The 12,787-nt window shown below is 36.4% G+C and carries 15 protein-coding genes and 2 pseudogenes; 4 read left to right on the plus strand and 13 right to left on the minus strand.

The window, feature by feature from the left end:
* Window positions 1–3: 3 nt before the first annotated feature.
* The 13 genes and pseudogenes from CCZ01_RS02875 to CCZ01_RS02930 all read right to left on the minus strand — a co-directional run bounded on the left by CCZ01_RS02875 (window position 4) and on the right by CCZ01_RS02930 (window position 8,239).
* Window positions 4–216 carry a PP0621 family protein gene (locus CCZ01_RS02875; protein ID WP_220106532.1) on the minus strand — a complete coding sequence of 71 codons (213 nt, stop codon included), beginning with the start codon at window positions 214–216 and terminating at the stop codon, window positions 4–6.
* Window positions 209–823, minus strand: coding sequence for a 16S rRNA (guanine(527)-N(7))-methyltransferase RsmG (gene rsmG, locus CCZ01_RS02880; protein WP_181566286.1), 615 nt, complete (start codon window positions 821–823; stop codon window positions 209–211). Before rsmG ends, CCZ01_RS02875 begins: the two co-directional genes overlap by 8 nt.
* Window positions 824–833: 10 nt before the next feature.
* A complete protein-coding gene (gene queA / locus CCZ01_RS02885) occupies window positions 834–1,868 on the minus strand; it encodes a tRNA preQ1(34) S-adenosylmethionine ribosyltransferase-isomerase QueA (protein ID WP_112051733.1) in 1,035 nt (344 codons plus the stop codon).
* The gene (gene tatC / locus CCZ01_RS02890; RefSeq protein WP_112051734.1) at window positions 1,868–2,623 is read right to left on the minus strand and encodes a twin-arginine translocase subunit TatC; all 756 of its coding nucleotides are present in this window, start codon (window positions 2,621–2,623) and stop codon (window positions 1,868–1,870) included. The genes queA and tatC overlap by 1 nt, the downstream gene beginning before the upstream one ends.
* Before the next feature lie 418 nt (window positions 2,624–3,041).
* Window positions 3,042–3,239: pseudogene (gene tatB / locus CCZ01_RS11000) on the minus strand (Sec-independent protein translocase protein TatB); the annotation flags it as partial.
* A 10-nt stretch (window positions 3,240–3,249) separates the two neighbouring features.
* Window positions 3,250–3,795 (minus strand): cyclic pyranopterin monophosphate synthase MoaC, encoded by a 546-nt coding sequence (gene moaC, locus CCZ01_RS10220; RefSeq protein WP_146745210.1) that lies wholly within the window; start codon window positions 3,793–3,795, stop codon window positions 3,250–3,252.
* 33 nt (window positions 3,796–3,828) lie between these two features.
* Window positions 3,829–4,356, minus strand: a pseudogene (gene mog, locus CCZ01_RS10225) (molybdopterin adenylyltransferase); the annotation flags it as partial.
* Window positions 4,356–4,856: a molybdopterin-guanine dinucleotide biosynthesis protein B gene (gene mobB, locus CCZ01_RS02905; RefSeq protein WP_112051737.1), complete on the minus strand. Its 501-nt coding sequence runs from the start codon at window positions 4,854–4,856 to the stop codon at window positions 4,356–4,358. The pseudogene mog and the gene mobB, both read right to left, overlap by 1 nt.
* Window positions 4,853–5,419 carry a molybdenum cofactor biosynthesis protein MoaE gene (locus CCZ01_RS02910; RefSeq protein ID WP_258436481.1) on the minus strand — a complete coding sequence of 189 codons (567 nt, stop codon included), beginning with the start codon at window positions 5,417–5,419 and terminating at the stop codon, window positions 4,853–4,855. The genes mobB and CCZ01_RS02910 overlap by 4 nt, the downstream gene beginning before the upstream one ends.
* A 6-nt stretch (window positions 5,420–5,425) precedes the next feature.
* Window positions 5,426–5,653: a MoaD/ThiS family protein gene (locus CCZ01_RS02915; protein WP_112051738.1), complete on the minus strand. Its 228-nt coding sequence runs from the start codon at window positions 5,651–5,653 to the stop codon at window positions 5,426–5,428.
* Window positions 5,654–5,668: 15 nt separating this feature from the next.
* On the minus strand, window positions 5,669–6,922 hold the full coding sequence (locus CCZ01_RS02920) for a molybdopterin molybdotransferase MoeA (protein ID WP_112051739.1): 1,254 nt from the start codon (window positions 6,920–6,922) through the stop codon (window positions 5,669–5,671).
* A gap of 9 nt (window positions 6,923–6,931) precedes the next feature.
* The gene (ribA, locus tag CCZ01_RS02925) at window positions 6,932–7,492 is read right to left on the minus strand and encodes a GTP cyclohydrolase II (protein WP_112051740.1); all 561 of its coding nucleotides are present in this window, start codon (window positions 7,490–7,492) and stop codon (window positions 6,932–6,934) included.
* An 81-nt stretch (window positions 7,493–7,573) separates the two neighbouring features.
* Window positions 7,574–8,239, minus strand: coding sequence for an LOG family protein (locus tag CCZ01_RS02930; protein WP_112051741.1), 666 nt, complete (start codon window positions 8,237–8,239; stop codon window positions 7,574–7,576).
* Between the two features lie 161 nt (window positions 8,240–8,400).
* Between CCZ01_RS02930 and CCZ01_RS02935 the strand changes: the two genes are divergently transcribed.
* From CCZ01_RS02935 to CCZ01_RS02955, 4 genes are all read left to right on the plus strand, one after another.
* Entirely contained in the window at window positions 8,401–9,468 is a 1,068-nt protein-coding gene (locus CCZ01_RS02935; protein WP_112051742.1) for a Gfo/Idh/MocA family protein, read from the plus strand.
* A gap of 388 nt (window positions 9,469–9,856) precedes the next feature.
* On the plus strand, window positions 9,857–11,542 hold the full coding sequence (locus tag CCZ01_RS02945; protein WP_112051743.1) for a carbon starvation CstA family protein: 1,686 nt from the start codon (window positions 9,857–9,859) through the stop codon (window positions 11,540–11,542).
* Window positions 11,542–11,814: a cory-CC-star protein gene (locus CCZ01_RS02950; RefSeq protein ID WP_112051744.1), complete on the plus strand. Its 273-nt coding sequence runs from the start codon at window positions 11,542–11,544 to the stop codon at window positions 11,812–11,814. The genes CCZ01_RS02945 and CCZ01_RS02950 overlap by 1 nt, the downstream gene beginning before the upstream one ends.
* A gap of 12 nt (window positions 11,815–11,826) precedes the next feature.
* A complete protein-coding gene (locus CCZ01_RS02955; RefSeq protein WP_112051745.1) occupies window positions 11,827–12,753 on the plus strand; it encodes an ArsA family ATPase in 927 nt (308 codons plus the stop codon).
* Window positions 12,754–12,787 lie beyond the last annotated feature (34 nt).

A 12,787-nucleotide genomic window follows, 5' to 3' on the forward strand; every position in this document is an offset into this window, starting at 1 on the left:
TTTTCAACCTTTGCTTTTGGCGCATTCAGGGGAGCAATAATGGTATCCACCTTTTGCAATTACTTCTCGTTCGCTGACATAAGTACCACATTGTTTACATTCATACATATTATCGCCCTCGAAGCTGTCCATTTTTTTTGATCCTATAGTTTTATTGCGCATAAAAAAATAAATAATTCCTGAAATAATAACAACAACTAATAACCATTTAACCATAATTCTCTCCTTCTTGATGATACAAATAGAGCATTCGTCCATGCGGATAAAATTTAAAATGATGCGTTTTTGAGTTGTAGGTTTCTTGCATTGCTGATTGTCCTTTGAATAGTAAAATATCGCGTTGTCGCAGATGAGCAATAAGCTGTAAACAAGTCTGTATGCTACCTACTGCCCTAAATGTAATTAATTTAAAACTATTTGAAAAATTTAAATCCTCAATACGTGAATGCTGAATGCTTACATTTTTTAGCCCTGCAGATAAGGTAGCTATCTTTAAAAATGCTACTTTTTTTCCTTTAGATTCAACAAGCACAAATGGGATATGAGGAAAGAAAACAGCCCATACAAGGGCGGGAATTCCTGAGCCTGAACCTACATCTAATACTGACTCTAAAGGGGAGATAAAAGAAAGAGGATACAGGCAGTCAAGGCAGTAGTCCACCCATTCTTCTTGTGTCTGGATGCGACTTAGGCTATGTGTTTGATTCCATTTAAAGAAGTGCTGGCGATACTTTTCTAAATGCTCCAATCCTGAATTTATAGTATCTTTAGGGAGTTGAATTTGATATAAAAATTCTTCAATCCGTTTTATATTTTTTAACATTTTTATTCTTTCATAATATAAGCATTCCATCGCCGTATGAGTAAAATCGGTAGTTATACTGAATGGCTTCTGCATAAATTCTGTGAATTTGTTCTAAACCTACCAACGCACTTACAAGCATAAAAAGACTACTTTTGGGTAGGTGAAAGTTTGTGAGGAGCATTTGTGTTTTTAGTGGTGGATTTTGTGGATTTAAGAATAATTGTGTTTGTCCCTGTGTTTTTTGGCTTCTAGCCCATTCTTCTAGCACACGCATTGCTGTTGTTCCAATAGGCAGAATGTGCTTATAATCATTAATTTTTTGTAATGTTTGTTTGGAAATAAAGAATCTTTCCTTGTGCATAATGTGTTCTGTAATATATTCAGATTCAACATTCATAAATGTTCCTGCCCCAATATGTAATGTTACAAACGCAATCTCAAAACATTGTTGTAGTTCTGAAAAATCCTCTTGACTAAAATGCAAGGAAGCGGTGGGTGCGGCAACTGCTCCAATATTTTTTGCAAAAACACTTTGATACTCATTGCTATCTATTTCCTCACTTTTGCGTTTTAGGTAGGGTGGAATAGGCATTTCTCCAATTTTTTCTAAAAGTTCCAAAAATGTATTTTGTTGTATCTGATTGCCCCTTGAATCCAAAATACACATTTTGCGTAAGCCTGAATCAAAAAGTTCTACAATTTTCAACTGGTATCCATAGGGGAGGCAAAAAGAATCACCAGCGGAAACTTTCTTGCGGATTTGTGCTAAAAAATAAACATCATCAAGATGCTCATGATAAAGAACTTCCCGCTGTATTTGAGTTTGTGGCTTTTGTGCATAAAATCTTGCTTTCAGAACACGTGTATCATTACAAAGAATTAAAGTATCTTTTGGAATCCAAGATACAAAATGGCGAAAAGACGAATGTATAATTTTTTCACTACTCTTTTCATAAACAAGTAATTTTGCTTCCTGTTTGTTGGGTAGCGGATATAATGCAATCTGTTCTTTTGGGAGTGCATAATCATAGGAATCTAACCTTTTTGGATTCAAAGTACCCATTACTGATTCTCCTCTTGTGCTTCTTCTTCATTATCTTCTTCCTTTGATGATGGGTTCACAATCCACGCGACAATAATGGAAACGCCATAAAGCACAATTAAAGGTAATGCCATTAAGAATTGCGAAATGACATCAGGAGGGGTTAAGATTGCTGCTATAATAAAAATTAAGACAATAGCATAACGGAAAAAGCTTTTCATGCTTTTTTCAGTTACTAAACCCATTTTTGCCAAGAAAAAGGTAATGACAGGTAGTTCAAAAGTGATACCAAAAGCAATCATTAATTTAGTAAAAAATTCGACATATTCGCCAATTTTAGGCATTGCCGTATAGTTATAATCAGCTCCAAATAAGATGAGATAATGAAAGCCAACAGGGAAAACAATATAATACGCAAATGCTGCTCCAGCAACAAACATTCCTGTTCCGGAGATGACAAAAGGAATCACAAGCCGTTTTTCATGCAGGTATAATCCGGGTGCAACAAAAAGCCAAGTTTGCCAAAAAATCAAAGGGAGAGAAAAAATAAAAGCTGCAAATAATGAAACTTTCAAGGCAGTAAAAATAGGTTCGGGCATATCAGTATAAATAATTGCACTACCATTTGGTAAAACACTGCTAAGAGGTGCACTAATCCAGTCAATAAGAATCTGTGAATAAGCAAAGCAAACCAAAAAAACAGCCACAAAGCCAATCAGGGTAATGACAAGCCGTTTGCGTAGCTCTTGAATGTGAGGCTTTAAATCTTCAAACATCTTTTTCCTCTTGTTTGTTGGAGTTTTCCTCCTGGTTTAAATATTCAAGGCTTGAGTGCAATGCCCCTGTCGTAATGGCTGAATTAGCGAATGATTCTGTGGAAATGGAGGGCTTTGGTGTCTTGAATCCTATAGATTTTGGTGTTTGTGGAATATTCACAACTTGTTGCTGAATCTTATTTGGGGTAGATTCTTGAATATTTTGCGTTTGTGGGTGCGTTGTTTGGGCGGACATTTGGGATTGAGAATGGCTTTCCAAAATCTCTGCATCTTTTGTTTTGATATGATTTGATTCTTGTGTTGAAGGGGAAATATCGATTTTTTCTTGCATAATTTCTTTAAGATTTGCAGATTCTTTGATTTCATTTAAATTGATTTGTTGCGTAACATTTGTTAAACTTTTTTGGATGCTATTTTTATAACTTAATGCTTCTTCCTTTAACTCACTCAAGCGCATTTCATTATCAATAGTTTGTTTTGCATCATCTAATGTTTTCTTGAATGCACGAAAATAACGTACAATATCCACCATTGCTTTAGGTAGCTTTTCAGGGCCCAAAGCAATAATGGCGACAACTGCAACCAAAAGAATTTCTGTAAAACCCATTCCAAACATAAATGCCCCTTTATCTTTCTTGAATGTGCGTATTCACAAAATCTCCGCTTTTCCCACCACTTTTTTGTAAAAGCATAATATCGCTGATACACATTTCCTTATCAATCGCTTTAACCATATCATAAATTGTTAAAAGTCCAATACTGACACCACTTAATGCCTCCATTTCCACTCCTGTGTTGCCTTGATTCTTGACTTCTACAAAGAGCCAAAATGCACAAGATTCTTTATCTTCTTTGATATTGCACTCAATTCCACTTAAAAGCAAGGGATGGCACATAGGAATTAAATCACTTGTTTTTTTTGCACCCATAATTGCTGCAATGATAGCGGTTTGCAACACTGGGCCTTTTTTATTTTTTTCCTCAACAACACTTAAAAAAGCCTCTTGGCTCATTGTGATTTTTCCGCAAGCTGTTGCTTTGCGAATGGTGGATTCTTTATGGCTGACATCAACCATTGTTGGATGTAGGTTTGCATTCAAATGGGTTAATTTTTTTGGTGTTTGGATCGTTTGTGGTATTGTGGGAGAATTTATAAAGGGGGCTACCTCCATTTTTCCGCGTTCCTTGATTGCAAATGTAGATTTTTGTTTTGGGCGAAATACGGTGATAGCATCTTCGTTAGCTTCAATGTAAGCACCGCCAATCAAATCTATGCAATAAGGAATAGCAGGAAATACGGCCTCTAGGCATTCCTGGATAGAGCTTGGTTTGCCCGGTAGATTCACATATAAGCTACAATCACGAACACCGGCGGTTTGACGAGAGAGAATTGCTGTTGGAACAGATAAAAGACTGATTTGTCGCATCAACTCCCCAAAACCGGGTAGCATTTTATCGCAAACATGTTCCATTGCTTCTGGTGTAACATCGCGTTTTGCAGGACCCGTACCACCTGTCGTTACGATTAAATCACAATGTTGTTCATCGCTAAAAGCACAAAGATGTTTGGTAATCTGTTCTAGTTCATCACGACAGACAATATAAAAAATATCTAAAGGATTGCGTATGTACCGTCTTAAGCATTCCTCTATTGCCTTGCCAGATTCATCTTGATATGTACCCGCACTTGCACGGTCAGAACAAGTAAGAATTCCCACCTTAATCGTATCCATTAGTCCTCCTTAATCAGCATTGCGTGGGTATGGATAAAGTCTACAATGCCTTGCAAATCTTCTCGTTTTAAAATTTGTAAACCGCAAAAATCTTCTTTGGAGTAAGAACCTAAAATTTCTTGAAAACAAACAAGTCCTTGACTTACTGAAAAATAGCTAGAATCTAATTGATGTCTCATGACGCTTAAGCGTGGAATTTTTAATTCTTTCAAGCCTTCAACTAATATCCAATCTGCATCGAAGCTATTTGCAATTTGCTGAATATTTAAGCTTTGATGGAAGCGAATCATTGTTTGTGTTGGGGAGAGAATTGAAACATCTGCACCAGCGTCATAGAACAAGCTAGAATCTTTATTTTTTGTATCAATTTCCGCCTTATTTTTTGGGTCGTGCTTGATAACAGCAACACGGATAGAACCCTTCAGGAAGTGGATAATATCACAAATAAGTGTTGTTTTTCCGCTATTAGAAGCACCGCTGAAACCAAAAATTTTTTTCATTTATTCTCTTCTGTGTTAGATTCTTCATTGTTTGACTCTGAATCTAAATATGTTAGCTCTCCAAACAATCCACTACCTGCAATCGATTGACTTCGTGCCTTTGCAAAAAATCGCTGATGGCTGATTTGGTCATATTTCCAAATAGGGGCATTTGCTTTAAAATCTTCTACAAATTCTTCAATACTTTGCAAAGCGGTAGAACGTTTTGATGAAAGAATGGAGACACTAAAAGATGACTGCCCTACGCCTACAAATCCCTTAGAATGTGCCATGCACAAAAATGCTCCTTTTTGTTTTAGTTTTTCTTGCCAAGAATCAAACCATTTAACAAGTAGGGGCTCATATATTTCAAAGTATAAGCCATCTTCTTCTTTGTTCATTTCAGATTCTTGTCGTACGATACCACTGAAATTTATCACCGCACCATAATTATTTTTTTGTGCAAAACTATTCCACCTTTCATATAAAGTGAGCAATTCCAGTGCACCTTCAAAAATTAAAAGTTCACTTGATTGAGGTTCATGCAACAAAATGCCACCCGTTTCTAATGCCATTCCTTCCATAACGACTCAGCCTCCACAAACCGGCGGTAAAATCATTACAATATCACCATCAACAAGGGGGTAATCTAGGCTATTCACCACCTCATCGTTAATCACAACTGCACATTCACTAAGCCAATCCAACAAAGAATCATCACGCCTTAAAAGTCGCCTTAATTCTTTGAGATTTTCTACTTCCAATTCCAAAGGTTCTCTTTGTAATGGTCCCAAAAATTCTACCTTCACCCGCACCATATGTCACATCCTTATTTATAGTTGTCGATTAGGGATTATTTCAATTTGTTCCCCTTTTTTATAGTGATTTTTTTTTGCAATCACAAAACCACTATTTTCTCCACAGAGATTATTAATGGCTGCAGAATGGATATGCTTTTTATTTTCTAATGAGGCATAAAATTGTCCATCTTTTAATTGAATAAATGCTGGGCGAAATTCTACACGCGGATCATCTTTGAAGAAATCCTGCAGAAGTGTAGCATAAAATGTTGTATTCTGTGATGTGCTACCTTTTAAAGCGTTGATGATTGGACGTGCAAATAAATAAAATCCCATATAAGTTGCATTAGGAAAACCTGCTAACCCTAACAATGGTTTGTCATTGATGGTGGCATAAGCAGTAGGTTTTCCGGGTTTCATGTTGACACCATAAAAATAAACTTTTTGGGCTTGAGATTCCAACAGATAAGGAATAAGGTCAAAATCTCCATAGCTCATACCACCGCTAAAAAGAATTAAATCAGCCTGTTGCAAGGCTTGTTGTAATAATTCTAAAGCTTCCTTTTTATCGTCTTTAAATAACGGGTAAGTGAGTGGAATCGCTCCTTCTTGCAATACAAGACTATATAGGAGATGGTTATTAATACTACGTACAAAATGTGATTGTGATGGGGATTCTCCAATATCAACCAACTCATTTCCTCCGCATAAGATTGCTATTTTTGGTTGTTGATAAACCTGTACAAAAAGCTGATTTAAGCTTGCAAGTAACCCAATTTCAGCGGCTTGAACATGCGTACCCTTTTGCAATAAAATCTCTCCAACAGAAAAATTTTCACCTTTTTCACGAATATGCTTAAGGGGTTTGAGGTTTTCTAAAATTTTGCGAGAAATCCAAATTTGTTCATCTTGCGTACGTATAATTTCTTCAATTAACACCAAACAATCTCCCCAAATTGGTAGTCTTGCACCCGTAAAAGCTTTTAATACAACGGGTTCTTGAAATTCTTCCCAATCACTTTGTGCAGCCAATGTTGCATGAACTTTAAAGCAAAATACCTCATCTTGGGAATGGCTTAAGATCTCTTGTATTTGAGAAAAAGAGAAAATATAGCCATCCATCGCTAAACGTCTGCATTCAGGCATATTAAAAGGAGCAAAAATATCTTCTGCAAGAATATGATTTAGAGCGTCATAAAGCCAAACGCGTTGAACTCCTATATTTTGTGGTAAAGAGGAATAAATAAGCCTAACTGCTTCCTCGTAATCAATTAAATTCATACGCATTCATTATACCTATAGCAAATGCCCTAATTTTTCTTTTTTGACTTTTAGATAGTGTGCATTATAATCATTGCTTGGAGCAATAATTTCCTCGCGCACAATTTGTTTAACATAGGGTTGAATCGCCTCAATTTTACGCGGATTATTTGTAAGTAGACGAATAGATTGAAGTCCAAATTCTTGAAAAATTCGCTCTAAACACTGATAGTCTCTCTCATCTTCTTTGAAGCCTAACGATAAGTTTGCTTCCACAGTATCCATACCCTTATCTTGCAAAGCGTAAGCATTGATTTTGTTTAAAAGTCCAATACCCCTTCCTTCTTGTCGCAAATAGATAAGCATTCCGCCTTCCTTTGCAATTCTTTGCATACTTAAATCTAACTCATTCCCACAATCACATTTCATTGATGAAAAAACATCACCTGTTAGGCATTCAGAGTGAATTCGCACAAGTGGATTATCAGGTAAAGGTTGACTAAAAATCACAAAATGCTCTTTATGCCCATTTGCAAAAACTTGAACCGAAAACTTACCCCAACGTGTTGGAAGACTTGCTATTTTTGATAAATTCATTGATTTCTCTTTGTTGTTTTATTTCTTGAAATTTTTGGGGCTTATTGTATAGAAAACTCTTTGAAAATAAGATAAATGTCGCTATATTTTACCCTCAAGCATTTTTTTTCTTAAATCTTTTGAGGGTGATAAAATCTTCAATACCTCTTCTGTCGAATTTGCAATCTGTAATAAATTTAATTCATTTGCGTTAATGCAACCTTGTTGTAATAAAGAATCTGAAAAAAATTTTATCATGGGTTGCCAAAATTCTTCCCCATATAAAATAATCGGACGCTTTGTCCGTTTTTGGGTTTGTATTAAAACCAAAATATCAAATAATTCATCAAGCGTTCCAAAACCGCCAGCAAATAAAATAAAAGTAGACGCAATACGATCAAAGAATAATTTTCTTAACCAAAATTCTTCAAACATAATTTCCATATCAAGGTAAGGGTTTGGAAATTGTTCAAAAGCCAGACGGATATTAAGCCCAACTGAAAGCGTACCAACCTCCTTAGCTCCACGATTTGCCGCTTCCATAATACCTCCACCTCCACCACTGATAATAAAATAACCCTTTTTGGCACATTCCTTAGCTACACGATAAGCAGCTTGATAATGCTGATTTGTTTCCTGCAGTCTTGCACTCCCAAAAAAAACAAGCCCCTTAGATGAATGGTCGTGTTTTTGTTGTTCAATAATACATTCAATATGTTGAATGTCCTTAAGAGAATTTAAGCGAAAGGGTTCTTTTTGATGCGGCATTGTATGTCCTTAAATAATGATTAGATATTGGTTTGCTTTTTTATGTGGCAAACTAGAAAAGCTACAGAGTAATCGTGAATTATAGCGTAAATTATAAAAAACAAAATAAACTATGCTACAATAACAAAAATTTTACTAAGAGGATTTTCAAGGAGAGTGTTATGTTAGGAGTCGCACTTTTAGGTTGCGGGAGAATTGCCATACGGCATGCGGAACTATTGAGTAAGGGAGAAATAGAGGGTGCAAAGTTAGTTTGTGTATGCGATATCATCAAAGAACGTGCGAAAGAATTTGGAGAAAAATATGCCGTCCCTTATTTTTATTCCTTAGAGGAAATGATGCAGCAATGTGGCGTACAAATTGATATTGTTTCGATTTTGACACCGAGTGGTGAGCATGCACATAATACTTTAGAGATTGCTCCTTATAGGAAGCATATTATTGTTGAAAAGCCAATGGCTTTAACACTTGAAGATGCTGATGCGATGATTAAGGCTTGTGATGAATACCGCATTAAGCTATTTGTTGTAAAACAGAATCGTTATAATCTTCCCGTACAAAAGTTGCGTGAAGCTTTAGAGGCAGGGCGATTTGGTAAACTTGTTATGGGTAGCGTTCGTGTGCGTTGGTGTAGAAATCAAGATTATTACAATCAGGCAAAATGGAGGGGAACTTGGGCAATGGACGGTGGCGTTTTTACTAATCAGGCTAGCCATCATATTGACTTACTTGAATGGATGCTCGGTGATGTTGAAAGTGTGTTTGCAAAAAGTCGTACGGCTTTAAGCCAAATTGAAGCAGAGGATACCGGAATTGCTCTTGTTAAATTCAGTAATGGGGCATTGGGCGTTATAGAAGCAACAACTGCAACGCGTCCAAAAGATTTAGAAGGGAGTATTTCAATCTTAGGGGAGTATGGTAGTGTTGAAATTGGTGGATTTGCTGTTAATCAGATTGTGCATTGGAATTTTACAACACCGCTTGCAAGTGATGATGAGGTAATGCAAAAATTTTCTGTGAATCCACCTAATGTCTATGGCTTTGGGCATAAGGAGTATTATCTTCATGTTGTTGATGCAATTCTGCACAATAAAAAAGCTCTTGTTGATGGGCTGGAAGGCAGAAAGAGTCTTGAATTAATTATTGCTATGTATGAAAGCATTGAAACAGGAAAAGAGGTTTTTTTAAAGTTTCATCCACAAAAATGCAAGTTGGGACATAAGGAATAGAATTTAAGAGTTAGTAAGGGTTGTTTTGTTTCGTTTGGTAATATTTAGATTAATTTCTTTGTTATAATGGACTAAATATAGAGAATTTCAGAAATTTAGACCATAGATACAAAAAAGCTCTTGTTGATGGGCTGGAAGGCAGAAAGAGTCTTGAATTAATTATTGCTATGTATGAAAGCATTGAAACAGGAAAAGAGGTTTTTTTAAAGTTTCATCCACAAAAATGCAAGTTGGGACATAGGGAATAGAATTTAAGAGTTAATAAGGGTTGTTTTGTTTCGTTTGGTAATATTTAGATTAATTTCTTTGTTATAATGGGCTAAATATAGAGGGAGCTTGAGAAATTTAGGTTACAATGGGAACATTAATTTTCTAAAAGGAGCTACCTATGAGTTCACTCGTTCTCTTGTTGAGTGGTGTCGTAATGTTTGCACTTGGTTGGTTTGTTTACTCTCGCTTCGTAGCCGGAAAGGTTTTGCAACTTGATGATGCAAACATTACCCCTTCGCATACATTACGTGATGATCTGGATTATATTCCTACTAATAAGTTTGTTTTGTGGGGACACCATTTTACCGCCGTTGCTGGGGCTGCACCTATCGTTGGACCTGCTATTGCCGTGCAATGGGGTTGGTTACCCGCATTTTTGTGGGTTGTTTTGGGTACTGTTTTTTTTGCAGGAATTCATGATATGTCTGCACTTTGGGCAAGCGTGAAACATCAAGGAAAATCTATTGGGACGGTTTGTCAAAGGGTTGTTGGTTCAAAAGTGGGACAACTTTTTATGGTTGTCATTTTTTTGGTACTTTTGATGGTGAATGCTGCTTTTGGTGTGATTATTGCTAAGGAGTCAGTAGAATATCCTACGACAATTATCCCTGCTTGGGGTGCGATTGCGATTGCATTGATTATGGGACAAGCGATTTATCGCTTTAAAATGAATCTTACGCTTGTAACAGTTGTCGCTGTTGTTTTACTTTATGTCCTTGTACCAATTGGTGTTGCTGTACCCGTTTATTTACCAGAAAATGTTGGTGGGCTTGATCCGTTGCGTCAATGGGTGATTATCTTGTTTGTTTATGCGGGTATTGCCTCTATTTTACCTGTTTGGATGCTCTTGCAACCGCGTGATTATGTCAATGGTGTTCAACTTGTTATTGGGCTTGCTCTTTTGTATGGCTCAATCTTGATTGTTAATCCGCCGGTGTTAGCACCTGATATTATTCCTGCAATTAAAATGGGGGATTGGGGAATGCTTGTGCCAATTTTATTTATTACAATTGCGTGTGGTGCAATTAGTGGATTTCATGGTATTGTTGCAAGTGGAACGACTTCTAAACAGATTGATAAAGAAACAGATGTTCGTTTTGTAGGTTACTTAGGTGCTGTTGGTGAAGGTAGTTTGGCACTTGGAACAATCATTACTTGTGTCGCAGGTATTGGGCTTTTGAGTACAAATGCAGGCTTAAATCCTGAAACTTGGACAACACTTTTTAAGGGTGGTCCAGGTAATTTTGCAAGCGGTGGTGGAGCGATTGTTTATGAAGGTGTAGGGTTACCCCTTGATGCAGGAAAAACACTTTTTTCATTAATGTTGATTCTTTTTGCTGCAACAACAATGGATGCGGGAATTCGTTTGCAACGTTATATTATTCAAGAGTGGGGCGAGATGTATAAGATTCCATTCCTTAAGAAGAATGTTGTCGCTACTTGTGTTGCTGTTGGTGTTTCATTCTTAATGGCAATTAATGGGATTGGTGAAGGCGGAAGCAATGAAGTTGCTATTTGGCCACTTTTTGGAGCGACAAATCAGATTCTTGCATCTTTAACTTTGTTGACTATTGCGGTGATTTTGATTAAAAACAAAAAAGTCGGTGGTTCATTGGTTGTGCTTGTTCCGCTTGTTTTTATTCTTGCAATGGCATTTTGGGGTGCGATGATTAAAGCACAAGAATTCTACTTGGCAGAAAATTGGCTTTTGTTTGGGATTGATGTCTTGGTACTTGTTGTAACGGTGCTTGTTGTCTTGTCAGCACTCTCGACAATTAGCAAAACCCTTAAAGAGAAATCGTAATGGTGGGGATAAGATGGTTTGCTTCTCTTTCAAGAGGTCTTGAAAATTTCTATTTCTCTCGCTATCGTCCTGCCTTAATTAAGGAAAAGCGTGAGATTGATGACTTTTTTATGATTATTACATTTTCTGAAATGATGGGCATACCTAACCCGTTTATGCTTTATACGCTAGAGATGCTTCCTGAACTAGCACCGCGTTTTCATGATTGGCATAAACGTATGGGGTTGCCCCATTCTCCATTTGATCATTTTCCATGTTTAAATTGCTGTTGATGGGGGGTGAGAATGTCTGTAGCTTTGCCTAAGATAGTATTTATTGGTGGAAAAGGGGGTGTGGGTAAAAGTACTCTTGCGAGTGCCTTTGCGACATTTACTGCTTCGCAAAACAAAAAGACTTTACTTGTATCTACTGATCCTGCTCATAATCTGAAAGATATTTTCACTTTTAAGCCATCACCGACAGCTATACAAATTGATAAAAATTTATTTATTCTGGAAATCGATCCTTTTAAGGAAGTGCAAGAGTATGTTGATTCTGTGGCAACTGCAACAAAAAGCTTTATTACAGCAAAATCTTATCATATGATGGATTCTTATTATGAAAACATTAAAGAGAGTGGTGTTGCACAAGAGTCGGCTTTATTTGACCGATTGATTCGTATTATCACACAAGAAGAATGGGGGCAAATTGTGATTGATACAGCACCAACGGGACATACTCTTAGGCTTTTTGCATTACCAAAAGTTTTACGTTCTTGGAGTCAAACTCTTTTGAGTGAGCAGGAAAAGAGTAGCCATCTGGAAGGAATTGTTGGACATATTGAAGGCAAAAATATACTAAAAGATAGAATTGAAGAACGGTATTTAATTTATACAAAATTTTTTAATCAATTACATAACCCACAGGAGTGTGGAATTATTTTTGTTTTAAATCCGGAGTTTCTCCCTATTCAAGAAACGCAAAGAGCAGTTGAGAGTTTAAAAAAAGAGAATTTAAAACCTTATGCAATTATTGTTAATAAAATTCCACCCCCTAGCCAGGATTCCTTTTTTCAAGAACGTTTTGAAATGAGTGAAAAATATTTACAGCAAATTGAACAACAATTTCAGTCTTTTTTGTTGATTAAAATTCCATTAAAACCCTATGATATTCTTCATAAACAAGGGCTTAATGAGATTGTCAAGGAAATCTTATTCCAACTCGAATCTTGAGGAAGGTAGGAATATTTAGTTATTTTTAAGTCGG

Origin of the sequence: Helicobacter monodelphidis (genome assembly GCF_003288845.1) — a bacterium.
GTDB lineage: Bacteria > Campylobacterota > Campylobacteria > Campylobacterales > Helicobacteraceae > NHYN01.